Annotated in this window: 21 protein-coding genes; 13 read left to right on the top strand and 8 right to left on the bottom strand. The window is 48.2% G+C overall.

Annotation, left to right across the window (positions count from 1 at the left end; all coding sequences use genetic code 11):
- Positions 1 to 18 precede the first annotated feature (18 nt).
- Positions 19 to 714 (bottom strand): O-methyltransferase, encoded by a 696-nt coding sequence (locus tag AB1656_01110; protein MEW6233961.1) that lies wholly within the window; start codon positions 712 to 714, stop codon positions 19 to 21.
- 308 nt (positions 715 to 1,022) lie between these two features.
- On the opposite strand from AB1656_01110, the gene AB1656_01105 reads away from it, so the two are divergent.
- Positions 1,023 to 3,014, top strand: a complete 1,992-nt coding sequence (locus tag AB1656_01105; protein ID MEW6233960.1) for a substrate-binding domain-containing protein — start codon at positions 1,023 to 1,025, stop codon at positions 3,012 to 3,014.
- On the opposite strand, the gene AB1656_01100 is transcribed toward AB1656_01105, so the two are convergent.
- Complete coding sequence (locus tag AB1656_01100; protein ID MEW6233959.1) at positions 3,011 to 3,490, bottom strand: metallophosphoesterase; 480 nt, start codon at positions 3,488 to 3,490, stop codon at positions 3,011 to 3,013. The two genes, AB1656_01105 and AB1656_01100, sit on opposite strands and share 4 nt — an antisense overlap.
- Before the next feature lie 506 nt (positions 3,491 to 3,996).
- Between AB1656_01100 and AB1656_01095 the strand changes: the two genes are divergently transcribed.
- The 5 genes from AB1656_01095 (at position 3,997) to AB1656_01075 (ending at position 12,187) form a co-directional block, all read left to right on the top strand.
- Positions 3,997 to 6,669, top strand: coding sequence for a hypothetical protein (locus tag AB1656_01095; GenBank protein MEW6233958.1), 2,673 nt, complete (start codon positions 3,997 to 3,999; stop codon positions 6,667 to 6,669).
- A gap of 202 nt (positions 6,670 to 6,871) precedes the next feature.
- Positions 6,872 to 8,284, top strand: coding sequence for a hypothetical protein (locus AB1656_01090; GenBank protein ID MEW6233957.1), 1,413 nt, complete (start codon positions 6,872 to 6,874; stop codon positions 8,282 to 8,284).
- Positions 8,285 to 8,310: 26 nt separating this feature from the next.
- The gene (locus AB1656_01085; GenBank protein ID MEW6233956.1) at positions 8,311 to 9,093 is read left to right on the top strand and encodes a restriction endonuclease; all 783 of its coding nucleotides are present in this window, start codon (positions 8,311 to 8,313) and stop codon (positions 9,091 to 9,093) included.
- A 24-nt stretch (positions 9,094 to 9,117) separates the two neighbouring features.
- Positions 9,118 to 10,179: a site-specific DNA-methyltransferase gene (locus tag AB1656_01080; GenBank protein ID MEW6233955.1), complete on the top strand. Its 1,062-nt coding sequence runs from the start codon at positions 9,118 to 9,120 to the stop codon at positions 10,177 to 10,179.
- Positions 10,180 to 10,219: 40 nt separating this feature from the next.
- A complete protein-coding gene (locus AB1656_01075) occupies positions 10,220 to 12,187 on the top strand; it encodes a tetratricopeptide repeat protein (GenBank protein ID MEW6233954.1) in 1,968 nt (655 codons plus the stop codon).
- A 174-nt stretch (positions 12,188 to 12,361) separates the two neighbouring features.
- Here AB1656_01075 and AB1656_01070 read toward each other — a convergent pair whose 3' ends face one another.
- Both AB1656_01070 and AB1656_01065 read right to left on the bottom strand, forming a co-directional pair.
- On the bottom strand, positions 12,362 to 13,222 hold the full coding sequence (locus AB1656_01070) for a hypothetical protein (GenBank protein MEW6233953.1): 861 nt from the start codon (positions 13,220 to 13,222) through the stop codon (positions 12,362 to 12,364).
- 380 nt (positions 13,223 to 13,602) lie between these two features.
- Positions 13,603 to 15,156 carry a hypothetical protein gene (locus AB1656_01065; protein ID MEW6233952.1) on the bottom strand — a complete coding sequence of 518 codons (1,554 nt, stop codon included), beginning with the start codon at positions 15,154 to 15,156 and terminating at the stop codon, positions 13,603 to 13,605.
- Between the two features lie 379 nt (positions 15,157 to 15,535).
- On the opposite strand from AB1656_01065, the gene AB1656_01060 reads away from it, so the two are divergent.
- From AB1656_01060 to AB1656_01045, 4 genes are all read left to right on the top strand, one after another.
- The gene (locus AB1656_01060; GenBank protein MEW6233951.1) at positions 15,536 to 16,237 is read left to right on the top strand and encodes a glycosyltransferase family 2 protein; all 702 of its coding nucleotides are present in this window, start codon (positions 15,536 to 15,538) and stop codon (positions 16,235 to 16,237) included.
- Positions 16,238 to 16,282: 45 nt separating this feature from the next.
- The gene (locus AB1656_01055; GenBank protein MEW6233950.1) at positions 16,283 to 16,852 is read left to right on the top strand and encodes a prepilin-type N-terminal cleavage/methylation domain-containing protein; all 570 of its coding nucleotides are present in this window, start codon (positions 16,283 to 16,285) and stop codon (positions 16,850 to 16,852) included.
- 57 nt (positions 16,853 to 16,909) lie between these two features.
- The gene (locus AB1656_01050) at positions 16,910 to 18,136 is read left to right on the top strand and encodes an MFS transporter (GenBank protein ID MEW6233949.1); all 1,227 of its coding nucleotides are present in this window, start codon (positions 16,910 to 16,912) and stop codon (positions 18,134 to 18,136) included.
- A gap of 185 nt (positions 18,137 to 18,321) precedes the next feature.
- On the top strand, positions 18,322 to 18,828 hold the full coding sequence (locus tag AB1656_01045) for a dockerin type I repeat-containing protein (protein ID MEW6233948.1): 507 nt from the start codon (positions 18,322 to 18,324) through the stop codon (positions 18,826 to 18,828).
- 651 nt (positions 18,829 to 19,479) lie between these two features.
- Here AB1656_01045 and AB1656_01040 read toward each other — a convergent pair.
- The 3 genes from AB1656_01040 to AB1656_01030 form a co-directional block, all read right to left on the bottom strand.
- On the bottom strand, positions 19,480 to 20,259 hold the full coding sequence (locus tag AB1656_01040) for a hypothetical protein (GenBank protein ID MEW6233947.1): 780 nt from the start codon (positions 20,257 to 20,259) through the stop codon (positions 19,480 to 19,482).
- 47 nt (positions 20,260 to 20,306) lie between these two features.
- A complete protein-coding gene (locus tag AB1656_01035) occupies positions 20,307 to 20,546 on the bottom strand; it encodes a hypothetical protein (protein MEW6233946.1) in 240 nt (79 codons plus the stop codon).
- A gap of 804 nt (positions 20,547 to 21,350) precedes the next feature.
- On the bottom strand, positions 21,351 to 22,103 hold the full coding sequence (locus AB1656_01030) for a hypothetical protein (GenBank protein ID MEW6233945.1): 753 nt from the start codon (positions 22,101 to 22,103) through the stop codon (positions 21,351 to 21,353).
- 412 nt (positions 22,104 to 22,515) lie between these two features.
- On the opposite strand from AB1656_01030, the gene AB1656_01025 reads away from it, so the two are divergent.
- On the top strand, positions 22,516 to 23,505 hold the full coding sequence (locus AB1656_01025; GenBank protein MEW6233944.1) for an aldo/keto reductase: 990 nt from the start codon (positions 22,516 to 22,518) through the stop codon (positions 23,503 to 23,505).
- Positions 23,506 to 23,659: 154 nt separating this feature from the next.
- Positions 23,660 to 24,376 carry a hypothetical protein gene (locus AB1656_01020; GenBank protein MEW6233943.1) on the top strand — a complete coding sequence of 239 codons (717 nt, stop codon included), beginning with the start codon at positions 23,660 to 23,662 and terminating at the stop codon, positions 24,374 to 24,376.
- 118 nt (positions 24,377 to 24,494) lie between these two features.
- Here AB1656_01020 and AB1656_01015 read toward each other — a convergent pair whose 3' ends face one another.
- Positions 24,495 to 24,797: a hypothetical protein gene (locus AB1656_01015; protein MEW6233942.1), complete on the bottom strand. Its 303-nt coding sequence runs from the start codon at positions 24,795 to 24,797 to the stop codon at positions 24,495 to 24,497.
- A gap of 38 nt (positions 24,798 to 24,835) precedes the next feature.
- Between AB1656_01015 and AB1656_01010 the strand changes: the two genes are divergently transcribed.
- A complete protein-coding gene (locus AB1656_01010) occupies positions 24,836 to 25,351 on the top strand; it encodes a methylated-DNA--[protein]-cysteine S-methyltransferase (GenBank protein MEW6233941.1) in 516 nt (171 codons plus the stop codon).
- Positions 25,352 to 25,621: the final 270 nt, after the last annotated feature.

Genomic DNA, 25,621 nt, shown 5'->3' with positions numbered 1-25,621 from the left:
TTCTCTCTGTTTTATGACTTACCGTTTTTTCAGCGTCAAACTTACTCCCGACCGGACTATCGTTTCCAAATCGGGATTCGTGTTGATTGCTTCCATAAATTTGGGATCGGCCATGCCGGGGGATATATTATGGGCAACAATCAGCCCGCCGGGGCGGACGAGCGGCAACAGTTTATTCAAATAATCGATGTAGCCTTCTTTATCCGCGTCGAGAAACACGATATCGATAGGGTCTTTCAGTTCTTTTACTTTTTCGTGGGCGTCTCCTACGACTACCGTAACGATATCCGCCATACCGGCTTTTTTGAAATTCGCGCTCGCCGCAGCGGCGCGTTGTTCGTCGATTTCGAACGTCGTTAGCTTGCCGCCGGTCTTCAGCAGCGCCAGGCCAAACCAGAGGCCGGAATAGCCGGTCGATGTACCCACTTCGACGATGTTTTTGGCGTTCGTCGATTCCGTTAATAGCCGCAACAGGCGGCCATCGTTGGGTGGAACGTTGAGATATCCTTGATTTTGAAGCACATCGTTTAAAACTCCGAGAATCATTTTCTCGTTATCGTCTTTAGGTACGGATGGTTTTTCGAGTTCAGAATCCCCTTGCCTGCCGCCTGGTCCGCGGAATGGGCGTTGAGCCAGCGCGTCCGAAAACAGCATGGCCGAAACTCCCATGAAAACGATGCAGATAATGAGGATTGTACGGATATTCTTTTTCATTGCGTATTTCTCCTTCCTCTCTCATTTGATGCTTAGACAGAATAAATCATTAAAGCGCCCTTTATTATTCATGCAATTTTACGCAAGGAATAGGCCATTTTCCAAAGATTGAAAGTATAGGATATTAGGAATGATATGAGTAAATTTTTCACAATGGCTTTTCAAAGAATGCGCAAAAAATGGTCTCATATACATTTTCAGCAATCGAATTCTGGAATGATGGAAAAAATCGGGAAAAGGAAATGCGGCGTTAATCCATTGGCGCCGCCGAAGCTTCGTCCAAAGGCTCTAGTACGAGGGATGAGGCGATGGTAAAGTGGGGCATCTTTTTTTTGGGGGATAAGGAAGTAATGCTCGCCCGTTTTCGATCTATGATCTTCGGTTCCTCATTTCGTTCTTATATCGGATTGATTCTCGTCTTTTTCATGGCGTGGTATTTTTCTCCCGTGGTGAAGGGGTGGCCGATTTTTCTGCAACTCGACAATTTGCTGGACATCGTCAATTACGTCTCCGTGCGCGGCGTGCTCGCCGTGGGCATGACCTTCGTCATCATCAGCGGCGGCATCGATTTGTCGGTCGGCTCCGTTCTATCGGTTTCCACCGTCGTCTGCGCCCTTTCCTTTACGAATTGGCATTTGGGCGCCGCATCCGCCATCCTGTTATCCTTGGCCGCCGGATGCGCGGCGGGGCTATTCAACGGCGTGTTCACCGCCATCGGCCGCATTCAGCCCTTCGTCATTACGCTGGCCATGATGAGCATCGCCCGCGGCGCGGCGATGCAATTGTCGCATAATTATACTATTCCCATATCTGGAAGCCAGTCGGCTTTTTTGACGTTGGAAGGGATGTTCTTCGGCTTCCTGCCGGTTTCGGCCGTGATCTTTATCCTTACGGTAATCGTCTTTCAAATCCTGCTGGCGTATACGTCGTTCGGGCGCAATCTCTACGCCATCGGCGGCAACGAAACCGCCGCGCGGCTGGCGGGCGTCAGCGTGGATCGCGCCAAAATCATTACTTACGTTCTTTGCGGCGCGCTAGCGGCGGCGGCGGGACTTTTGCAGGCGGCTAAAATGCACCAGGGCGATCCCAAAGAAGGCGTCGCTTACGAACTGGACGCCATCGCCATGGTCGTTGTCGGCGGCGCCAACCTGATGGGGGGACGGGGAACGGTAACGGGAACCTTGGTCGGGGCGCTGTTGATTGGTATGATCGTGAATATTCTGGGATTGCGCAATGTGGAGCCGAGCGTACAGAAAATCGTCATCGGCGCCCTGTTGGTTTTCGCCGTCGCCATCCAGACGGGAACGATTCAACGGACTGGGAGTCGAATTATGAAGACGCTGCGCGGATTTCGCTCGATCGGATTTTTGGGATTGTCTTTGATGCTGCTGGCTTCGATCGGCGGCTGCACTTCGAAGCAGGAGACCGCCAAAGCCAAGTTCGTCATCGGCTTTTCGCAATGCAACAACGCCGAACCCTGGCGCCAGGCCATGAACGACGCCGCCAAAGCCGAAGCGGCGAAGCATCCGGAAATCGAATTGCGCTTTCAGGACGCGGAGCAGAAAAACGATCTTCAGGTTAACCAGGTGGGATTATTGCTGCGTCAAGGCATCGACTTGCTAATCATCTCCCCCAACGAAGCCTCGCCACTGACGCCGGTAGTGGAAGAAGTGTATAAAGGCGGCATTCCCGTAGTCATTCTCGACCGTGCCATCCTCAGCGATTCCTATACGTGTTTCATCGGCGCCGACAACCGCGAGATCGGGAAACGGGCAGGAGAATACATCGCCAAGATTCTCGATGGCAAAGGGTTGATGGTGGAAATCAAGGGACTGCCCGGCTCGCCGCCCGCCATCGAACGCAGCGAAGGCTTCCGCGAGGCCATTAAGGATTTCCCCGAAATCAAGATCGTACACGAACCCGTCGCCGATTGGCTGAAATCGAAAGCCGTCGATTTGATGAAGACGGCGTTGCAGGCGAATCCCCAAATCGACCTCGTTTACGGCCATAACGATCCGATGGCGCTCGGCGCTTATCTCGCCGCCAAGCAGGTCGGGCGGGAAAAGGAGATGAAATTCATCGGCATCGACGCCTTATGGCATGAAGGCGTCAAAGCGGTTCTCGATGGGGAATTGGACGCTACGTTCTGGTATCCCACTTGCGGCAAGGAAGCGATCGAATACGCTCTCAAAATCTTGAACGGCGAAAAAGTGGAAAAAACGATCAAATTGCCGACGGCGCTGATTACTAAGGAAAACGCCCAGGAGTGGATGGATAAACTGAAAGGATCGGCTTCTTAATCCAGCAAGATGAATCGATGTTCGATCGTATCGCCCAGTTCCAGGATTCCATAGGAGCCTGGCCCTTGAACATTCATCGACACGCTTCCGGGATTGAAAAGCGGGATGTCTTCGACGATCGCCCACATGGGGACGTGGGAATGGCCGAAAAGAATAATATCCACCCCAGTGAAGACTTGGGCTACGCGCTTCTCCAGGTTTTTTCTCGGCCCCCAGCCGTGAATGATGCCTAGATTGAAGCCGTCGATTTCGATCTTTTTTTTCTCCGGCAACTGCGCTTTCAATTCATCGCAATCGCAGTTGCCGAAAACCGCTACGACGGGCGCCGTTTTCTGAAAATCCATATAGGTCTGCGTATTGCAGAAATCGCCTAGATGGATGATGGCGTCCATTTTCTCCAAGTCTTTCAGAAGAGTAGAGGGCAAATTTCCATATTCCGGAACGTGCGTATCGGAGATGACGGCGATTTTTGTCACGGCGTTTTCCTTTGCCTGCGGCTCTCATTGAGTATACAATAACCAATTCGTTGAAACGGGAACAGCCGATCGAATGCAGCCCTAAATCCGTTCTGATTCTAACTACTCTTGAAAAAGGGAAAAGGGGAGTCAATCTTATGTTTTTTATGAAAACGTGACAAAGCGATAGCGGGTATGCTATAGTGTATTCTAATCATCGAGTTTGGAATATTGGTAACTCATGTTACGCGCGAAGAAAAAGTCAACCCGCCGTTGAAACGGCGGGCTATTGTCATTTGCCCCTTTAAAGGGGCATTTAAAATAGCCCAGCCTTTCAAGGCTGGGAGGAGAAATTTCTTTAACGATTTTTCCAATGGCGTGATAGTTCTGGCTGCGTAACATGAGTGAGTCAATAGAAAATATTTTGAAGGGAAATGGCCGCGATGCAATTTCATTTGGCGCCTAAGCGTCTCTCACCATTCTTCCATTTTTCTTTACTGATTTGTTTGCACCTTTCAACTTCACTTATGACTATGGGACAATCCGCCGATAAAGATTTGTTTATCGATAGCGCCAATCGATGGGATGCGCTTGATCTTTTCTTATTGTCTCAGGAATGGGGAAAGGACGATCCATCCGCCTTGAAGACCGATCTCGACGGCAATGGAAAAATTGATAAATGGGATTTAATGCTCTTCATTCAATCCTATCACGCCGTCGTTAGCGCCACGGCGCCTACTCCTACTCCAACCGTTACGCCGACGGAGATTCCTTCCGCGACGGATACTCCTACTCCATCTCCAACGGAAATCCCCTCTGCGACGGATACGCCGACTCCAACGCCAACGGAAATTTCCTCTGCAACAGAAACGCCGACGCCGACGGAGATTCCTATCGCAACGGATACGCCCACGCCGACGGCAACGCCTATTCCTTCCACGCCTACATCGGGACCCGTGGAGATAACGCCCACGCCGACGCTGACTCCGACGCCTTCTTCTACGCCTGAACCTGTCGTAGATACGCCTACGCCAGAGGAAGCGACGCCCACGCCGACGGAAACGCCTATTGAAGCGACGCCGACTCCGACAGAGATTCCCGCGCCTTCTCAATTCGAACCGTATTCGATGGATTTCGATTCCATCGACGAATTGCCTGGCGGCGGCATATCAACAGTGCAGGACGCGCCGGAAAACTGGGATGTGCTCTATAGCGAAGGCCGGATTCCGGCGGATAACTTAATCGTTCCGTGGGTGATTGTTACGGAAAAAGGAAACCATCCCTACGGCGCCGTTATCAGCCCGCCGCATAGCGCCGGTTTCAACTCGAAATGGGGCGACTCTTATCAAAGTTGGCAAACCTCTATTTTGGTCATCGATCAAGTTTTCAACACTTCCGGCGCGGCGATGCCTACGCTTTCCTTCGAAATCGCCTTTTCTCTCGATGCGCCCATCGCGGCGATCGAGGATTTTCTGATCGTCGAAGCGACTTACGCCGGTCAATGGCAGCCGTTGGACCTTAACAGTGACGGGATGGTTGTAACCGACAAAACCGCCTTCACCAATGGCGTATTGGCGAAGGGATCGTTCGACGGCTTCTTCGGCCAATCGAATCCCACCAAGGATCCATATGATCCTTTGACGCAGGAAGATTTCATTCATATAGAAACAGTCTTGCCCAAAGCGGAATCGCTGCGCATCGCTTTCCGCTTCCAGAGCGATAGTTCCTATACGGCGGAAGGGGCTTACCTGGACAATATCCGCGTTTTCGACAACACGGGCGGCGCGACCAAGATTCCGGAAATCCGCAAGGTTGAGATCGAGACCGATGACGCTCTCTACGCCGACGCGGAAAACGCCGTATCGCTTACCGGCGTTAATCTGACGTCCGTGGAAAAGGCGATCTTCACTCTGCCTGACGGCGGCGACGTCGAATTACCCTTTACGGAAACCACTGACGGCTTGCATACCGTTTTGCCCCCGCTTTCGCAAGTCGACCAAGACGCAACCGTGAAGATATCCGTAGTCGTTGGCGGAATCGCATCCGAACACGTTTCGCTTACCTATCGCGCTGCGCCCAAGCCGGTGATTACTCAAATCAGTCCAACCACGTTTTATCAGGCTTCCGAAGGCGGAGCGATTCTTGCGGTTTACGGGCAGCATTTCCGGCCCGCTCTGGCGGGATCGGCGGCAGGCGGAACTTCTGCGATCGTCGTCTCGCTAGGGTTGCAGGAAGTGGAGTTGCCGGTTCTTTCCGCCAGTTTGACGGAACTGTTGGCCGACGCCTCTCCATTAAAAGCGCTCTCGCCCGGATTGGCGACCGTTATCGTGCGCAACGCTAGTTCTCAATTGGAAAGCGCGGGCGCCGATTTGAAACTCGACGCGGGAACAGGCGAGGGCGGAATCGAAATCTCAGAATTTCTCATCATCTTCGACGGAACGAACGTTTCCTTCCATCCCGCCGAAGAGATTTACCCCTTGCAGCAAGACCAGGCTTTTACGTTGGTTTGTAACGGAACGGGCCTTACGGATTCAAAATTGAATATCGACGTGGGCGGAAAGCCCTACGTCGTCGAGGGCAACCTGGCGCCGGGAATCGATGGTTCGAAGGTGGATTATTTCGAATCGCCCTTCGGCGACGGCGTGGACCTAACGTTCTCCCCGATGGTTATAGACGCTACGGGAGACATTCCCGTCTCACTTCGCATCGGCAACGCGATGCCGGTTACACTGCATTTCAACCTGTCGGCGCCGCTGCGTCCTCTTCTCTATTCCAAGGACGGCGATTGGAGTTCAATAACGTTGAGCGACATAGACGGCAGCGGCTTGAACGATCTTTATATCGCAGGAGACAATTTCCGGGGATCGAGCAGTCTGGAATCTACGACGCGAATCTATCTCTTCCCGGCGGAAATAGAAAATCCCGCCGAACAGGATTTGATCCCCTTGCCGATTATTGAAAACTTCATAGACATCAATATTCAACTAACGGCGATTTTCTCGGACGATTCGATGAACCTTGACGAGTTGTTCCAATTCGTTCCCGAAACCACTATCGCAACCTATCTCGGTTGGAAAGAGAGCGAGACGGTCAAGGAATTCCGCCTTCGCATCGTCAATCCCGATTCGGGTCTGTACGTAGACAGTCCTCCGGTTGTGGAAGGCGAACCGAAAACGGTTTTAACCATTACGCGGAATTAAATCAACGAATCGATCCGCTTGAATTTGGAAGGGAAAAGGCCGTTCAACGCGGTCTTTTTTCTTTTTGCGCTAAAGGATTCGAAGGCTTTCGCTATAATAGAAGGGTGGGCTCACAGCGAAACGTAGCCCACCATTGACGGGTGGCGAGAGCAAGGTTTTTTCCGCCCTTGAACGTTCCGGCGCGGCGTAAGGAAATGGAATCATGGGATTGACCTTGTCGATGGCGGCGCTTCTGATGCTGGGGGGGACGTTCGCCCAGTTTAGTCTTTCTCCGGCGGATTGGTTTAAATCGGTTAAAACGGAGCCGAAATATCAACAGATTCAGTTTTGGGATTATCAACTGGAAAAACAGCGAGGCATCCGGGCCTTCTTTTATACACTCAAGTTGGACGATGCGAACAAGCGAGTAGATTGGCGCCTTCACGAGAAAATGACGCAATTCTTGTCGGCGATGTGCCAGGAAGTCGTAACGCTCGACGCTTTCGACAATCCCCTTCAAAAAGCGCAGGCGGAAACGGTATTGGCCAGCCTGGCGGATCAGTGGAAAATGAAATCCGCCATCAATCCCAGCGATTTCTTCGACCGGATTCCCTCTCTCGACGTGGACGTATTGATCTTCATGGAGAGAACGTTTTACGATCACGAATGGAAGAAGGATAAGAAGCATCTGGCGATTGGAGTGAACGTCGGCGCCTTCGAAATGGATTTCGGCAAACCGATATACGCCGACCGCTTGCGGTATGAAATTCCCTGGACCGGCGAGCAGATATCCTACGCCAAGGCGGAGCATTCCGCCCTGCTTCAGGCCGCCGACGCCATCGGAGAAGCGCTTCATCAAGGGGCCGAAGCGATCAATCAATACCGCGACGAAGAATTGAAGGCGGCGGAACTGGCCAAAATCGCCCGCCAAAAGGAGACGCTGCAACAACTGAAAGACGAAACGAAGCAATTCAAGAAATTAGCGCAAACGGCGGATGCGATTTTATCCGCTTACAAGGAACCGCAAGAAATTATTGCGCCTATTTCCACCGATTTATCTTCCCTCAAGGAGATGCTGAAAAGGCCGGAAGAATCTTTTGCGCCGCAAGAAGCCGAAGTGCGCAAAGCGCTCGCCGTAAATATTCATAATAACCTGCAAAATCTGCAAACCTGGCTGATCGAACAGGAAAACCTCCGCAAGAAAACCGAGTTGGAATCCCCGCCGCCGGAGGCGCAGCAGCCGGTCGATCTTCCCCCGCCCGAACTGCAGGAGACGCCCCCGCTCGCGCCGCCGAAAGAAGCGTTGATCCCCGCCTCCGTCATTCCCGATATCGCCGCGCCCATCGGGAATATCTTCGACCGTCGTTGGCTGCTGCCGTCGGCGGTGAAGGAAGAAGCAGGGCTTGAGGCCAAACCTCTCGGCGAGACGATATCCCCATCGACCACGGATCTCATTCCCGCCGCCGCGAAGCCCGTCATCTCCTACACGACGCCGTTCGTGATTCCCCGCCTTACCCTGCCGGACAAACCGTATGCTCCCCTGCCCACGCCCATCCCCAAAACCAATATTCCCGGCTGGTTGGGAAAGATCCCATCGTCCGCATTGATTAAGCCCAACGAGACGAAGAAACCGTGATAAACATGAAAGATTAGGAAGCAAGAATGAATCGCTGGACTGAATTAAGCATTGAATATGCAAATAATAGGTCATATCTAGACGATCTTTTTCAAGTTTATCCGACAATTCCAGAAGGAATAAGAGAAATTAATGAAGAAATATGGGCCAATGTCGAAAAATCCTTTATTCGTAAAAACAATGATGCTCTCATCAGAGAACTATTAAAACTTACCTTATTTCCGATAAAGGATAGTTATATTGCCTACTTGAAAAGAGATAATTCTGCAATTGACAGAAATCCAAGAACTATAAATCGCATTTGCGGCAGACTCTATGAGATGGGACTGGATAAGATTTACGAAAGATGCAGCGAACCCAAAGAAACCAATCGGCAGATTGGTCCAATGTTTCGAGAGTGGTTGAGAAAGAAATCGCTTGGCATTACGCCTGTCGATTTATCCGGTTTCGTTGCTAACGATAACGACGCCATTTTAGAGGCAAGCGATAATGCGATGATGGATTTTGCAAGGAATAAATTAGGTTATAATCGCAATAAAGGGCTTGATTTTGTGGCAAGATTCAACGGCAAATATATTATAGGAGAAGCAAAATTCCTTACCGATTTTGGCGGACATCAGAATGCGCAGTTCAATGACGCCATTAGCACTATTAAAACAGAAGGAGTTCGCGCAATTCAAGTTGCTATTTTTGACGGAGTTCTCTATATTCGCGGCCATAACAAAATGTATAAATCCATAACTGAAACTTATAAGGATTGCAATATCGTGAGCGCTTTGGTCTTGCGAGAATTTTTATATCAACTATAAGGGATATATACAGGAAAATAGCAGATGCCGAATTTACTCATAAAAGGCGATAACATTCAAGGGCTTAACTACCTTTTACAAAACAGAAAGTTAAAAGGTAAAATTGACTTAGTGTATATTGATCCTCCCTTCGCAACAGGCGGTAATTTCACCATTACAGACGGGAGAGCCTCTACAATTAGCAATTCAAGAAATGGGGATATTGCCTATTCGGATAAACTTATTGGCAAGGATTTTATTGGATTTTTAAGAGAAAGATTTGTCTTGCTAAAAGATTTGCTGTCCGAACGAGGCTCGATTTATGTGCACATCGATTATAAAATCGGCCATTATGTAAAAGTAATGATGGATGAAATTTTTGGGATAGAAAATTTCAGAAACGATATTACTAGAATTAAATGCAATCCCAAAAACTTTTACCGTATTGGCTATGGTAACGTTAAAGACCTTATCCTTTTTTATACTAAATCTTCCAATCCGATTTGGAACGAGCCAAGAGAAAAATACACGGAAAAAGACATTGACAAGCTGTTTAATAAAATTGACAAACAAGGGAGACGATATACAACCGTTCCAATTCACGCCCCAGGCGAAACGGAAAATGGAAAATCCAATCAGCCTTTCAAAGGAATGCCGCCTCCTAAAGGCCGGCATTGGCGAACTGATGTCGAGACGCTGGAAAAATGGGATCAAGAAGGACTCCTCGAATGGTCGTCCAATGGTAATCCAAGAAAGATCATTTATGCCGACGAAAGAGAAGGCAAAAGAATTCAAGATGTTTGGGAGTATAAAGATCCACAATATCCAATGTATCCAACAGAGAAAAATCACGAATTGTTGGATTTAATTATTCGCACTTCTTCCAACCCGCAGAGCCTTGTTTTAGATTGCTTCTGCGGTTCGGGGACAACATTAATCTCTGCGCAGATGAACGGGAGAAAATGGATTGGGATTGACCAATCGGAACATGCCATCAAAGCGACGATTGAAAAACTGAATAAAATCAGCGGCGACCTTTTTACGGACGAACCTGTGTATGACTATATTGATATGGAAAAAATATTGGCCGAAACCATTCCATCATAACGCTATTCTATTTACGGTCTTCTCGCATTGAAGCCTACCCATGAACAACGTTCGCTCCATCAAGCGCATACTTCCGCTTCAACGCACGGCGGATTGTTTTTCCCGAGGAAAAGTCTATCTGTTGCTTTTCATCACCGCCATCGTCTATTCTTTTTCCCTTCCTGGCGATTTCGTCTATGACGACGTCGCCATTACGGTTGTGGAAAATCCCGCGTTGACCGGCGAGGCATCGCTGGAGGAGATTCTTTCCTGGGACAGGCCATTACGGGAATTCACGTATATGCTGGATCATGCGCTTTGGGGGCTGCATTCGGCGGGCTACCATTTGCAGAATCTATTATGGCATGGCGCCAACGTTCTGCTTCTATATTATTTCCTGCTTTTATTGGGAGTAAATTCGCGGCTCGCTTATGCGGCGGCGCTGCTTTTTTCCATCCATCCCATCAATGTGGAGGCGGCGGCGTGGATATCGGGCCGCAAGGAATTGCTTTGCCTCTTTTTCGAATTGCAGTCCTGCTTTCTCTTCGTCCATGCGGCTTTCCGGCGTGAAGATAGCCAAACAAGTTGGTGGATTATCTACGGCGGGTCTATTTTGGCTTGCCTGTGTGCGCTCTTGTCGAAACAAGTGGCGGTCTCTATCCCCGTCTTACTGGCGGCTTCTTATTGGGCGTATGCCGTAGCCAGCCATGAACCGTTTCGTCTTGGGCGCTTCTTGCGGCTGATTTTTCCCCATGCGCTGTTAACGATTCTGTTTTTGTTCTTCAGTTATGGAATCCTAGAGACGATCGGTTTGGCGCAGGAACGAGGCGTCTTTTACGATCCGGCGTCGCGGGACGTGACCTATACGCTTCTTTCCGCCTGCCTTACGCCCTTCGCCACTTTTTTCGAGTCGTTGCGGCTTTGCCTATGGCCGATGGATTTGACGGTCGAACGCGCCTATCCTCCCGTGACAATAGGGAGCGATGCCCGTTGGATGGCGGGCGCGGCTTTAATGGCGGGATGGTTCTTCATCGCCATCCGCGTTCGAAAGACGGTTCCCTACGCTCTTTTCAGCCTGATATGGATTTTCGCCGCCTGGGCGCCGGTATCGGGAGCGCTGCCGGTGGGCTATTTAATGGCGGATCGGTATCTTTATATTCCTTGCGCTGGATTCTGTTTGATCTTTGTTATATTGGGCGAACGTTTTTTACGCTATTTTCAACAGCGCACGGTCTGGCTGCCCGCATTCTGCTTATTCGCAATAGTTCTATTTTTTTCTGCGTGGACAATTTATAGAGAATTCGATTGGCGCAATGAAATCGCCTTGTGGGAATCCGCATCCGCCGCCCGGCCCAATCTGGCCAAGGCGCGCGTTTGCCTGGGCAACGCCTATGCGGACGCGGGACGCCGCGAGGAAGCCTTCCAATCCTGGAAAAAAGCGCTGGAATTGGACCCCCATCTGCCTCAAGTATGGCTGAATTGGGGGAATGAGGAGAAAAGAGCGCAGCGCTTTTCCGAGGCGGAGGCTTGCTATAATAAAGCCCTGGAATTGCTGCCAACTTACGGTACGGCGCATTATCAATTAGGTTTGTTGTACGACTTGCAGGGAAAACAAAACGACGCCTTGGAGCATTTCAAACTGGCGGCGCAGCATTTCTATACGCGCCGCGCCGTCAACAGCCGCATCGGCCGGGCGTATTATCAAATCTCCCGCATTCATTTTTCCAGAAAGGAGATTCAGGAAGCGCGGGCTTATTTAGTGCGAGCGGAGAAAATGGCGCCGGAATTTGCGCCAGTTCATCTTCTCAAAGGCATGATGTCCCAAAACAACAAGACGGCGCGGCAGGCTTTTCAACAAGCGATACGTCTGAATCCATCCTACAGCGAGGCATACTACAATCTAGGCGCGCTGGAATGGAGCGAAGGCCGCCTTGAACTCGCCCAAAAATTATGGGAAAGAGCCATCGCTATTAATCCATCCTTATCGTCTCTCGTAGAAAAAATAAAAGGCGCGCAATTAACCGAATGAAGAAGATTTTCTCTTGTCCATCGTATAATTTCCTTCTCTCCACCGCCGCTCTTGGGCTGTCGCAAGGAGAAAATAATGCTATGCTTTTTCCGTTCATTTCAATAATTATGGAATAATTCGATGCAGATAAGTAAGAAGCGGGCTGCAAGCGAAATGCAGCCCGCCTTATTTTGTTTATCGATTTAAAAATCCTTGGATGGCGGAAGGCCAAACCATTGGACGCCAGAATAAGCGGCTTCCATCGGGAGACAATAAATAACCGCCATCATACGTGCTTACATTATCCTTCGTTAGTCTCTTCTTTTCGTAGATCCCTTTGGATTTGTCGATTAAAAGATCGATGTCGTATTTTGTAATTTCCGCCGATCTCGAATCCGGATAGGGTTTTCGCGCAATCAAGTAAACCAGCACTTTGCCATTTTCCGAGATTTTAAATCGATCCCGTCCATCATAGGCTTGATCCAAATATTCCGGCTCTGACCATCCGTTTTGATCTTTGCGCGTTAAAGCGATTCCTTTTTTGCCGGTTTTGATTAGCAAAAGATTTCCGTCTTGCGCCACATCGGCGATAATCGGCTTTTCCACATTGGGAACGGTCAATTTGACGGGCTTCGTCCACCCATCTCCATCGCGGTATATGGCAAAACTATAATAAAAATAATCGCCTGACGGTTTGCCGTTCAATTCGAACTCTTCAAAAATTTTCGCATTATAATAAATGGCGTTTCCCGCCGACGATACGAACAAATCGGATACCAAATCGGCTTCGCCGAGGGCTGCCAAGGAAGAAAATTCCTTATCCTTGCGCGTCAAGACATACAATCGGTCTATTCCGCTGCCATATAAATAAGTGAAGGCTAGCGTTTCCAAAGATGAAGATATAGCGCAATTCGTCATACCATCCGATAAATCGAATTTAACCATTTTATATTGAGTATATAAAACCTCATTATTCAAATCGACAATATGAAAAGTAATCGCCTCGCCATTTGTTATAGCGTAAAACAGCAAATCGCCGGAATCATTCAGATTCATGAATTGAAGAGCTAATCCATTATTGTATAGTGATAAACGGCGAGATTCTTGAATTGCCTCACGATTGGAATTTAATTTATAAAGTTGATAACCTGAGAAAATAATAGACCCATCATAATTCGATGTGGAAACGCGATCGCGATAGTTGATGTTAACGGCTTGCGATTCTTGGCGAGAGCTTCCGATATTGCTTTCGGCGGGGGATATTTGTTGAATGACTAAATTTCGATCCTCAAAAACATCTTGGGCGCTAGAGGAAAGAGAAAACACATATCCCGCAAAGTTTACAACCAATAATAATGCGAATATATTTTTGTATTTCATTTTTGTCTCCATTTTCTATTTATTAGAATATCTGATAAAATCTTATTAAACAATTATCAATCGGCTGCAATATAAATAAAAAACGCTCTCGCACTTGAACGAGCTAATCCAACACCAAATCGGTTATTGCTCGTATCGATCGTATAACTCCAATTGTAAGATTGGTTTATTCCAAAAGCAGTTGAAATTATTTGGTTCTGTGGAAATTGAATCCAAACATTTGTAGCATATTGAGAATTATTACATACCATTAAAAGCAAACAATCTTTGTATTGCGTTCCAGGAACAAAATTGGGATCCCTTCTTAAAATAAACTGAGCCGTAGAATCATCATCGTTTGTACTTGTTATAGTAGCAGATATTCCCGAATCGGATTCCATTAAGCATTTTGAAGCTAGGTATGCTTCCTCGCTTACTTTTTTTGCTCGCTCAAATGATCGGGTATTAGATTTTGATAAATTCCAAAACATTGCGCCCTGCGCTCCATTAATCCAGGATGCGTAATTTACATATCTCAATTGTTCTTCCGTCATATATCCATTTTCATTTGAATCGTCGGGATTAGACACACCTTCTTGCCAATACCCTTGAGACCAAAGCAGCCATGCGTGAATGTTGTTATCAGGCGCATTGCATACGGGCTCAATTAGATTTTTCATCGCTCTTTTGGTGCGCGTAACGCAAAAACTACAAATAGGATTGTAATTAATCCCAACATAATCAGCTAAATATAGATCATCATGTATATAATCGGCCACATCAAGATCATCAAGATGATAAATCCATTGCGGCGTAACGCAGGGATCAAAATCGTAATTATGCCATCCTCTAATGATGCAATGAATTGGATGATCATTGATATTGTCATCATTATTTATAATTAGCGATTTCAAATAGAGCAATTCATCATGGACATAATCACGTTCTCCAACTATTTCAGCCCCCTCCCCAGAATAAGGCTCATCGCATAACATCCATCCTCCCAATTGCGGTTCATTGTCAAGAAAATCAACGCGAAATTCAAAAATATCGGTATCTCCTCCAGTAATATTGGCTATTGTTGTTGGATCGTATACTCCATCGCGCCAAGTCCCGCCAGAATGCAGGATATAATATATGCCATTTTGTGGATTTGGCGGGCCTAATTTCGACGAAAGAACTGGAAGTCCTTTATAATCGTATATTCCATTTGAAGCCTTAATTGATTCAAGACCATCTAAAAAACGTTTATACGTTGCCGTCCGCGTCCATTGAGACGAATCTCTCCAATAATCCAATCCCCAAGGCACTCGGTTATCAACGGGTATAGCCACAAAAGTATTAATCCAATAACAATTTTGATCGACAAGGAATTTGACATACCCATTTACCCAATCGCCAGAAGATTGTGGATCTGGATCTATTGGATCACCCTCTCCCCAAAGATCATGCGCCCAAATCCCCCAGCCAATGGGAAACCATTTGTAATTGGTATCGTAATTTCTTTTTGACGAAAAAGGATGGCAAAGAGTTTCCGGCCCATGGGGAGTTCCGTAAGCCAAATTCATTAATAAAAAAAGAATCGATCCCAATGCAACTAACCTTAGATGATTGAATATCTTAACTCTCATTTTTATCACCTATTGTCTATATGTAGTTTAAACAAAACACTTTTTATCTAATAAATTTCTAACAATTAGGTTTAAAGAAATTTTACTTCTCAAAAATGAAATTTATTCATACCTTAAATATACCAAATGAAAAAATGGATTTCATTTTATAAATTAGATTAATACATCAAATTATTATTGCCAATAAGAAAATCAATATTTTTGATAAATTATCGAAAAATACTTTATCGATTCACTATTATGCTGAGTGAATTAAATTTGCCCCAAAATTCCGTCCCCTCAAAAAACCTTCTCTCCACCGCCGCTCTTGGGCTGTAGCCGCGAAAAAATAATGCTATGCTTTTCCCGTTAATTTCTAAATTCATGGAATCAACGGCGAATGAATAAATATCCCATCAGCGTTTCCGTCTTTTTCCCCGCTCACAACGAGGTGGATAATATCAAGCCTTTGACCGAAGCCGCCGTCCAGGCGTTAGAGAATCGCGTCGAGGATTTCGAGATCATCATCGTAGACGACGGCAGTACGGACGGAACCCGCGAACTCGCCGATCAGTTGGCGCAGCAAGACGCCCATGTCCGCGCCATCCATCACGAAGTCAACCGGGGATACGGCGGCGCCGTGAAAACCGGCATCGCGTCCAGCAAGAAGGATTGGATTTTCTTTACCGATGGCGACGGCCAGTTCGACGTTTCGGAGATATCGCTTCTTTTGGAACATACGGGAGAATATGACGCCGTCGTCGGCTTCCGCCTGGATCGCCGCGATCCCATCCACCGCAAATTTTTCGCTTTGGGTTGGGGAACCTTGATCCGCTTGCTCTTCGGCTTTCGAGTGAAGGATTTGGATTGCGCTTTTAAATTGTTCAAGCGAAAATATTTCGAAGGCGTAGAATTGAAGGCGGAAGGCGCCGTGATTTCCGTGGAGTTTTTTTCCATTCTTCAACGCCGCCAGGCCCGCATCCAACAAGTGGGGGTGCATCATTATCCCCGCCGGGCGGGACAGCAATCCGGCGGCAGCGTCAAAGTGATTGCCCGCGCCTTTAAAGAACTGCTCCTCCTCTATCGGCGCCTGAAAGGATGAGGCTTCATTGAAAAATCGTTCGATCTGTGAAAAGAGCCTTTTACCTTGTCTATAAACGATAAATTGAAACGGACGCAAAGCGGATTCACGTTGATCGAATTGCTGATTGTCGTGGCTATTATCGGCGTTTTGGCCGCCATCGCCGTTCCCAACTTTCTCAATGCGCAAATCCGCGCCAAAATCGCCCGATGCGAAGCGGATTTGAACGCCTGCCGCTCCGCCATCATGATGTACAAAATGGATCGCAATGCGTATCCCCCCATCACCCAGATGCCGGGGTATCAAATTCCCAAAAACCTGACGACTCCCGTTTCTTATATCTCCGCCATTCCCAAAGACGAGTTCCCCCAGGACGAAAAGGATCTTTATTATACCTATGGCACATCGGACGATTACTATTTCGCCACCCGCGCCTATTTCGAGATTCACGGATGGGGATGGCGGGTGCAAGAGGGCGGGCATATCTTCGAATTCAATCTTATGGGACGCGGCCCGGACGGCGATTGGGCCGATGCGAAAACAGGCGCCAAAGAAGTCGATGAATCCATCTTCTGGCGTTACCATCCTTCCAACGGACTGGTCAGTTCGGGCAATATTCCCTATCCTGGACCTTAATAGGCGCTCATTTCCCTTCCTACAACGTTCGAAAAACTCGGAGGCGGCGGCGTGATCATGGATTCCGCGCGGCGCAACGAAATTCAGGTTCTCGCCAATATCTGGTTCCTCTATTGCGCCCAGGCTTGCATTATCCCCCATTTAACTCGCTATTACGATTTGGACCTGGGACTCGGCGCTCTCCAAATCGGAATCCTGATGTCGGCGCCTTACCTATTCATGATCCTCTTCCAGCCGTTATGGGGCGTTTTGGCGGATCAGGTTCTCGGTCGCACCCGCATGTACCGCCTGGGATTGATCCTGAGCTCCGCCAGTTTGATTGTTTATAGTTTTTCTTACTGTTTTGGCGGTTTTTACGCTTTGCTGGCGGCATCCATAGGCTTCATGATCTGCTACGGAACCGGTTCTCCTCTCTCCACATCGATCATTCTCTCTTATCTAGGCCGCCGCCGCAGGCATTTGTTTGGCCGGGTGCGCGTATTCGGCAGCGCCAGTTTCACGGTGACGGTTTTTCTATTTTGTCCGCTCGCCGTCGCGTTGTCGCATTATTTCGGCTTGCCAGGCCGAACGATGGTCTTTTGGATGGGAAGCCTGTTTTACATCGCTGCGCTTTGCTTTACCCGTTGGGACGATAGCCTTTTCGAACGGCATACCAAACCGGGATTCCGCTCCTTCCGCCGCTTGGCGGGCGACATAAATTTGATTTTCTTTTTGCTCTCCTTATTTTTCGTCGGAATGACGTTCACGTCGGAAATTCTGTATATCGGGCCGTACATTGGCCGCCTGGGATTGTCGGAATTTTTTTTCTCGACGATGTGGCTGATCGGGGTTGGGGTGGAGATCGTATTCACCTATAACCTGGCGCGCGTCGTTCGGTTTACGGGATTGAAAACGATGATTTTTTGGGGCATGGCCGCCGAGGGGATTCGCTGGCTCGGCATTTCGCTTTTTCCTTCGCCCTACGCCATTCTTATCTTCTCCACGCTGCACGGCCCCGCCGTATTGGGGATTTTCTTCGTTACGGCGATGTATTTGGATTCCGAATGCGAGGAAAGCGTCCGTTCCACCGCCCAATCCTTGCTTTATTTAGCCATCCAAGGCGGACAGATTACTGGATTTATTCTAGGTAGTTTCATCGTCGATTTTTATAGCGATCTTCCCCGCGTGGAAGCGATCCGCCACGGATTCTTCTGGTTCGGATTCAATGCGGTCGCCGCTGCGTTTTTTTTCTATTTCTTCGTCGCCAAAGAAACGCCTCCCGTCGAGGAAACTCCAATCCATTGACGGGCTGCGCCTCGAATCGCCGGAATTTGGCGTTTGCGTACGCCAAAAGAAGAACAAAAAAACTTTCGAAAAGAAGCGGAAATCTCTTGACAACCAGTGCAATAACTCCTTATCATTCCCCTAGTCATGTATTTTTTCGATAATACCGATATTGGCGATATAGAGGTCTTGAAAGGAGCTTTCTGATGTCGAAACGAACGCCATTTCTTCTGCTTTGCTTAGGTACTCTCTTCGTTCTTGGATTATGGTTAACTCCAGCGATTAACGCCGCTGAAAGTCCCACGGAGACTCCCACCGAAACGCCCGTGGAGACTCCAACGGAGACGCCCGTCGAAACGCCGACGCCAACCCCGGTTCCCACGGCGACTTTCACGCCGGTTCCCACTGCGACGTTCACTCCCGTCCCGGTCGTTCCTACGGAAACGCCTACAGAGACTCCAGTAGAGACGCCTACGGAGACGCCGGTGGAACAACCGACTCCTACGCCGACTCAAACTCCTAAGCCTCAAGCGGTTCCTGGAGACGCCGATGGCGACGGCATCGTAACGGATGAGGATATCACTAGCTTGCTCCAAGTCTTCTTGACGGTCGATGCGCCGACGGCGGAACAACTGGCGATCTTGGATATGAACAAAGACGGCAAGATCACGCCGCAAGACGCGCAGGATCTATACAAGAAACTGCATCCATAGAGACTCAACGTCGAAATAAAATGAAATCAAACCCGGCCGGGAGGCGCAACCTCTCGGCCGGGTTTCTCGTTGTGGGAGATTCTGAGACTGCGGGACTTTAGTTGGGTGGCAAGGGTAAAAGTTGTTTTTGCCCTTGATTAAAACGGTTCATCCGAAAAGTGGGTACTTGATATTATTAACTCACGTTACACGCTAGGGAAAATTAAAGAAATCTCTTTTCCTCATCGTTTGAATCACGAAACCACGAAAGAAAAAAGAAAGACGCGAAAAAAAGAAAAGAACCACATTCGACGTAAGGAATCGCGTTGCGAGAAAGATTTATCCGTGAAATCCCAAAGAATCCGCGATATCCGTGATTCAAAAAATTTCGTGGAATTCGAGCCTTTTAGCGATTTCGTGATTCGAAAACGTAACGAAAAATAATATCCCTGCGCTGCGTTGGAACGGCGGCTCCAACCTGCGGGCGAGACGCCCGCGCTCCCAGGATGCGTAACATGAATTATTAATTGAAGTAACGCATCGTTCTTATGCCCTTTGGGGAGGGCTAGAGTGATGGAAGTTGGTATTAGAATCGCGGGATGAGATCAAAACGAAGCGCAGCGGCAAGAAGCAACGCAGTGATAAGAGGACAAGTCCCCAAGTCTCAAAGTCTCAAAATTGTAGGGCGGACATTAAGCGTTTTTGGCGATAAGCGGCGTGGGCGATGAGGCAATAGGCTAAAGCCCAGCCGGGATTGATGAATAGGTATGGATGATAGGCTTCGATGGATTCGAGATAGGCATAGAGGCTGTCCACAAACACGAAAAGAATATACGCCGCCGTCAACAGCAGCCACGGGCGCACGATCGGCCCCGCTCCCATCGCAATGAACGATAGCGACAAAAATAAGCCGAAATAAGCGAATGTGATATCGATGCAAGGATAGATCAGATAAGAGATTCGCATGGCTATCGATTCTTCGGGATCGATGACGATCGGGTAAATTATCCATATTCCCACAACCAGTAGATAGAGAAAGAAAATCGCCTGGGCGGCGCGCTTGTGTCCACCGGTGAGAATGAGATCGCTGGTTTTAAAGTGGGAATAGAAATATCCTAACGCCGAAATGTTGAATCCTTCTCCGATTATGATGAAAATGTCGCCGGGATGGGGATAGGGCGCATAGCCATGAATGAGAAACTCGCCCGCAGAATAGACAACGTGGCCTAAGCCGTCCAATCCCACGCCAATGGCGAACAAGAACCAAGTCATTCGCGCTTTATCTTCTCTATCGAATAGCCGGGAAACGCGATAAAAGCAATAGGAGCCTAGCGAGCAAACGACGGCGACGATGGCGTCGTTGACCGGTTCGACGGCATCCTCCGGCAGGAGGCGGAATGGAAACACGATGGCCGCATAAACAATGTAGAGAACAATTCCAGCGAGAGGCATAAACGATCCTTAATCTATTTCCATGAGTGTAGGTATTTTCGTTGCGATTATTTCGCGATCTTGGATTTATCCATCAGTTTCTTGATAACGGCTTCGGATTTTTCTCTGCCGACAATAAGAGTTAGATTCGAAAAGAGATGTTTTCCCAGATCGTTTAAATCCTGCGGCGTCAATTCCGTTATTTGTTTATTGTGTTTCGAGCAATAGGTTAAAATAAGTTTTTTCGCACCGGCTTCGCCGAGGAAAGGAATTAAAAATTGTTGTACGCCTTCCACCAATGGAGTCATAATCTGCTTCGCGATAAGAGTATCGGTTCCTTGCGTTTTACCGGACGATTCGTTTGGCTCATTTGGTTTGAAAGAAATATAACCGTAATTTATAAATCAATAAATCCTAAAACGGGCGTCCGCATCTCTTTTTTTTAACTCTCGACGTAGCCGCATTTAATTCCCGAATTGACGGTAATGAGACGGGAGGCGGAGATAGATCAGGCGAAATATGCCGAAATTCCTATATTTTTTAGAATTGTAGGGTGGGCTCAAAGCGTAGCCCACCAGCTTCTTCTAAAGGTGTTTCAGAAGAAAAATATGCCGTAATTCCCATATTTATTAGGAAGAAGTTTTGGTATAATTTTATGAAACGAGGGAAAGGTCGAGGGGAGATCATGGGCGCGATAGAGATGTACGAACGCAAGTTTCGGGAAATGATTAAGTATATTTCCATGAAGTCGTTGGAAGACAAGTATTTTGGTGCGACGTAATTGAATAAGATTTTATTCTATTGCGATTTCATCGCGTATCGAGAATTGGAAAACCGATATCCGGCAGCGGATATTATAAAGGACAGTTCGGTCCTGTCCCGCATACGATTTCCAAAACGTTGAAAACGATGATCGAAGAAGGGAAAAAACGTATCGGATTGAAGAATGGATAGATGGTTACGTTGTTTTTCCTGGGGCGTCCTATTTCCCTTTTATTTAAATTAGTCTAACGTATTTTATAAGTTAAAACCTTACCGATGAAAAAATGAGAGGCGGCTCGATTGGGCCGCCTCTTTTGATCTTAACTTGGTTTAAGAATGAAACGATTCGATCAATGTAATTCCCAGGAGTGTACGCTGGCTGGAGGGAGGGCGAAAGTATAGAACACTCCAATATCGTTGGTATTCGGATCGGGATCGGGCATCCATTCCACCGATTGATAGTTTTCATCTTCGGTTTCGAACATGAGGACGAAATTATTCCATTTCGGATCGAACAGGGGGGATTCGTCGGGATTGGATAGACCGGGTTGTCCGTCTTCCATGTCTTTGTATACAAGATTGCGACGAATGGAAATCTCAATTTCCTTGACGTTCGCATCATTCATAGGCTCAACGTTGGCGTATGCAAAAGTTCCCCAGAGATTGTCTTCACTCGCTGGATTGATGGTGCAGACCCAATCTCCGCAGCGTTGATCGAAAACCTGCCGTCCCTGAATATTAAATTCCGAACCGAAATTGCTCAGCCAGCGATGACCCGTGGTTGGATCCAAATCGTTGTCGAAGCCGATATTCATATACCAAAAGAAACTGCCGTAAGGCTCCGGTTCGGCGAACGTCAATCGAATATAGAAATTTTCGTTGTCGTTGGCCAGATAGGCGGCCTGGAAATCGTAATACAATCCTCCATCGCCAACGGCATCCGTGCAGGCTGGTTGAATCCCATCCCAATCGGCGACTTTGCCATCGACGGTAATGGCGCGGTATACCGATTGCGCTTCCAGATACCCTACGCTTTCCTGGGCTTGAACGATGAGAATGGACACGATCGATAGAGCAAATAATAGAATTGTTTTACGCATCATGATTTTCCTCGAGGCCTTCAGTACTTTTTTGACAATTGGAAACTCCATCAAATATAGAGGCGCAATGGTTTATTAATATTCTCATAACGAAAGGCTTCTCGTCAAGCGATTTTTGAGATATTTCACTCATACGCTGAGCGCATAAAGAAATACTGGAAATAACGGGATTTTCCATTTGAACCGAGAATTTTTCCCTTTTTATTTAATTTGATCAGGGGATAGGCGGATAGAAAATTGCGGAATACATGAAAAGCGATTCGGAGACGGATCGCCTTTCTTTTTTAGTTATGAGAAGAAAAAAGGAAATCGTTAAGAGTAATAAAAACCTCCTATTCCCCATTGAATTATGATATTTTATTCTTCACGGTTTGCGCCGTTCGAGATAACAAAGATTATAAGCAAGGAGAAAGCCATGAGCCAACGAATCGAGGAAAAACTGACCCGGCGCGAGGCACTGCAGGCTGGCGCTTTGCTATCGGCGGGACTCGCGGCGCCCGGCTTATTCGCTTCAAACGCCTCCGCGAAAAGCAAGGCGATGCCTACGAAAATGCTGGGTAAGACGGCGGAGAGGATATCCATCCTCACCTTGGGTACGGGACATTTCCGCGCCTCGTTGGGATTGGACGCCAAGAAGGCGGGCGCGATCGTCGAACGCGCCATCGAACTCGGCGTTACGTCGATCGATACGGCGCCTAACTACTCCGAAGCGGAAGATTTTCTCGGCGAAGTCCTGCCGCCGCATCGGGACAAAATTTTTCTCGCTACCAAAACCGAAGCGGCTACCTACGACGGCTGCTGGGAACAACTGCGAACGTGCCTGAAGCGCATGAAAACCGATCGCCTCGATCTCGTCTACTTGCATAATTGGGGCGAAAAGGATCGCTTTCCCGACGTTAAGTCAGCGTTGGGCAAACAAGGGGCGTTGGGAGCGCTGCGCGAAGCGCAGCGGTTGGGCGTGGTGCGCTTCATCGGCGCATCCGGGCATCTTTACCCTTCCCGCTTTATGGCCGTCTTGGACAAGGAAGAGATTGACGTCGTAATGTGCCTGGCCAATTTCGTCGCCAAACATATTTACAATTTCGAAGAGAAGGTATTCGAATACGCTCGTCTGAAAGATGTCGGCATTATCGCCATGAAAGTGCTGGGAGGCGCCGCCGATTGGTCCCAGGGAGCGGCCCGCATTCCCCAAGAGCATTACCAGGCGGCCATTCGCTATGCGCTGAATATCCCCGGCGTTGCATCGCTCAACATCGGCTTCCGCAAAGTGGAGGAGCTGGAACAGGCGGTAAAAACGATTGTGAACGCCAAGCCGTTAAAAGCCAAGGAAATCGTCGCCATCGAGGAATTGGGAAAGCGGCTAGCCCCAGCTTGGGGCGCGGCTTGGGGCGAACCGGTTGCGTAAAAATTATGTTCGAAAGGCAACATTCTATTTTGGAAATCGTTGGTTAAAATAATGGAAATAACGTAGTGGTTCATTTCAATTGATTTAGTAGTTACGCCGTTGAAAAAGCCCCCTCACCCAAACCCTCTCCCAAAGGGCGAGGGAACAATTTCAAATGAAACGAACCAGTAGTACCATTATTGGACGGTTGCCGTCGATCATGAATCATCCGGATATTAAAAAGAAAGACCGCCAGCATTTGCGTTGCGTCGTATGCGGAAAGAACGTCTGTTCTTTGTACGACGAAACATTGAGAGCGTTTCCCATCTATCATCTCAAAGACGAAAACAATCCCAAAAAACCGGGCTGCGAAGACCGTTTCTTCGAAGCGTTGCTGCGCATCTACGTCTATCTCCACAAACAGAGCAACACCATAAGCATCAACGAGCTCATTATTCATTTCGACTGGCTCGATTTGATGGTTATGAAAAAGGAGATGGTTACCTGGTGCCTGGCCAGAGGTTATTTGAGCGTTGACAATCTTAAACGCATCAGCATCCCCCCGCCTGTGGACGATTCTTGCAAGAATTTATTCGAATCCATCCGTCTGGACGACCCGCAATCGCTGCAAATGGCGTTGGACGTATTGAAGGGCGCCTTGGAAGCGCTTCTCGGCGATTTGGAACCCGTGCCCGCCGATAAAATGCCTATCGAAAAGACGGAACTCAACTTAGGCGAATCCATGCTTTACGATAATATCGATACGTCCAAAGTCGAACTGAAAAGCGAAAAAAAAGGCATGGCGACGGCGGAATTGACAGGCGCGAACGAACTGGAGAAACGCTTCTCCGCTCCCAACGCCGAGAAGGAAAGAAAACGGTTGGACGAGTAGAACGACGGGGTGGCAAAGGCAAGGTTGTTTTTGCCTTTGAATAATGCAGAATATATTAAAGAAATAGAATCATTGATGGGTCAAACAACGCGCCCCATCCTACGGTAACATAATGGGATTATCCGAAACGGCCTTCGTCGAGAATGCGATAAAATTTATCGCGGCAGGCGCGGCATAAATCCGCCTTGAATGCGTAATGGACTTCGTCGGTCAGTTCTTTTTCGCTCTTCTTTTCCGCTTCCGCAATGAGACGCTTCATTTCCTCTTGGATATTTGCGGAGGGCGGCAACAGAGTTTCGTCGAATTCGGCGCCATCGTAGGCCCCGAATAGTTCGCCCTTGAGAATGAAGCGCGGGCGGCCGATCTCGATAAGCTGGCCGCAAAAATCGCAGACGTATTTTATACCGTTAGGATTGCTCATTATATAGATTCCTATTCTTTGTCCCGCAAGGAGCCGTTATGAATCCTTCCCAATCGACAGCTCATTTCATCGAAATCGAAAGTCCCATTGGATTATTGTTAACGGCTTGTTCCGACAAGAGCATTTTAGCCATTCAATTCGGCAACGATTCCAAAAGCGATTTAACAGTATGGCTCGAATCGATAGGGCGGATTCCATCCGGCGAACCTAACGCCGTTGCATTGAAACTGCAACGCGAATTGGCGGAATATTTCGCCGGAAAACGCCGCCGCTTCACGGTAAAGCCCGAATTGATCGGAACGGATTTTCAAACCAAAATCTGGCGCGCGCTGATGGAGATTCCCTTCGGCGAAACAGTTTCGTATGGGGAATTGGCGAATCGCGCCGGACGCCCCCTAGCGGCGAGAGCGGCGGGCGGCGCCTGCGGAAAAAACCGCGTTCCCATTCTTATCCCCTGCCATCGGGCGATCGCGTCTGGCGGCGGCCTGGGCGGCTTCGGCGGCGGCTTAGATGTTAAACGCCAACTGCTTCGGCTTGAAGGCGCGGAGTTCTAATCTCGCCATCAGCTGAGTTAACCGTAGGATGGGTCGCGACGTTTGACCCATCAATAAATTCATCCCATTAAAAAAACGATGGGTCAAAAAACGCGACCCATCTATGAAGCGGTTTGTCAAGAGAACCTTGTCTTGGCGGTTCTTTTTTTTTTATCCTGAATCTATTTTAATCCAGTTCATCTTTTTCTTTTTAACCCTTTCGTTCCATCGGATCGGGATGGGGACATGGCGCAAAGGGTACCCGGAAAAGTTCCGTACATCCCCGTCGCC

The sequence above is a fragment of the Candidatus Omnitrophota bacterium genome, assembly GCA_040755155.1.
Lineage (GTDB): Bacteria > Hinthialibacterota > Hinthialibacteria > Hinthialibacterales > Hinthialibacteraceae > JBFMBP01.
The sequence above is the reverse complement of the archived record's forward strand: the minus strand, read 5'-3'. Positions and strand labels throughout refer to the sequence as shown.

Excerpts from the sequence above, each read along its gene's own strand:
- AB1656_01095 (MEW6233958.1), top strand. The coding sequence starts at position 3,997 with ATGACTATGGGACAATCCGCCGATAAAGATTTGTTTATCGATAGCGCC.
- AB1656_01040 (MEW6233947.1), bottom strand. The coding sequence starts at position 20,259 with ATGCCTCTCGCTGGAATTGTTCTCTACATTGTTTATGCGGCCATCGTG.
- AB1656_01010 (MEW6233941.1), top strand. The coding sequence starts at position 24,836 with ATGAATCCTTCCCAATCGACAGCTCATTTCATCGAAATCGAAAGTCCC.
- AB1656_01110 (MEW6233961.1), bottom strand. The coding sequence starts at position 714 with ATGAAAAAGAATATCCGTACAATCCTCATTATCTGCATCGTTTTCATG.
- AB1656_01090 (MEW6233957.1), top strand. The coding sequence starts at position 6,872 with ATGGGATTGACCTTGTCGATGGCGGCGCTTCTGATGCTGGGGGGGACG.
- AB1656_01025 (MEW6233944.1), top strand. The coding sequence starts at position 22,516 with ATGAGCCAACGAATCGAGGAAAAACTGACCCGGCGCGAGGCACTGCAG.
- AB1656_01085 (MEW6233956.1), top strand. The coding sequence starts at position 8,311 with ATGAATCGCTGGACTGAATTAAGCATTGAATATGCAAATAATAGGTCA.
- AB1656_01075 (MEW6233954.1), top strand. The coding sequence starts at position 10,220 with ATGAACAACGTTCGCTCCATCAAGCGCATACTTCCGCTTCAACGCACG.
- AB1656_01070 (MEW6233953.1), bottom strand. The coding sequence starts at position 13,222 with ATGAATCTGAATGATTCCGGCGATTTGCTGTTTTACGCTATAACAAAT.
- AB1656_01045 (MEW6233948.1), top strand. The coding sequence starts at position 18,322 with ATGTCGAAACGAACGCCATTTCTTCTGCTTTGCTTAGGTACTCTCTTC.
- AB1656_01035 (MEW6233946.1), bottom strand. The coding sequence starts at position 20,546 with ATGACTCCATTGGTGGAAGGCGTACAACAATTTTTAATTCCTTTCCTC.
- AB1656_01050 (MEW6233949.1), top strand. The coding sequence starts at position 16,910 with ATGGATTCCGCGCGGCGCAACGAAATTCAGGTTCTCGCCAATATCTGG.
- AB1656_01065 (MEW6233952.1), bottom strand. The coding sequence starts at position 15,156 with ATGAGAGTTAAGATATTCAATCATCTAAGGTTAGTTGCATTGGGATCG.
- AB1656_01030 (MEW6233945.1), bottom strand. The coding sequence starts at position 22,103 with ATGATGCGTAAAACAATTCTATTATTTGCTCTATCGATCGTGTCCATT.
- AB1656_01020 (MEW6233943.1), top strand. The coding sequence starts at position 23,660 with ATGAAACGAACCAGTAGTACCATTATTGGACGGTTGCCGTCGATCATG.
- AB1656_01105 (MEW6233960.1), top strand. The coding sequence starts at position 1,023 with ATGGTAAAGTGGGGCATCTTTTTTTTGGGGGATAAGGAAGTAATGCTC.
- AB1656_01060 (MEW6233951.1), top strand. The coding sequence starts at position 15,536 with ATGAATAAATATCCCATCAGCGTTTCCGTCTTTTTCCCCGCTCACAAC.
- AB1656_01015 (MEW6233942.1), bottom strand. The coding sequence starts at position 24,797 with ATGAGCAATCCTAACGGTATAAAATACGTCTGCGATTTTTGCGGCCAG.
- AB1656_01080 (MEW6233955.1), top strand. The coding sequence starts at position 9,118 with ATGCCGAATTTACTCATAAAAGGCGATAACATTCAAGGGCTTAACTAC.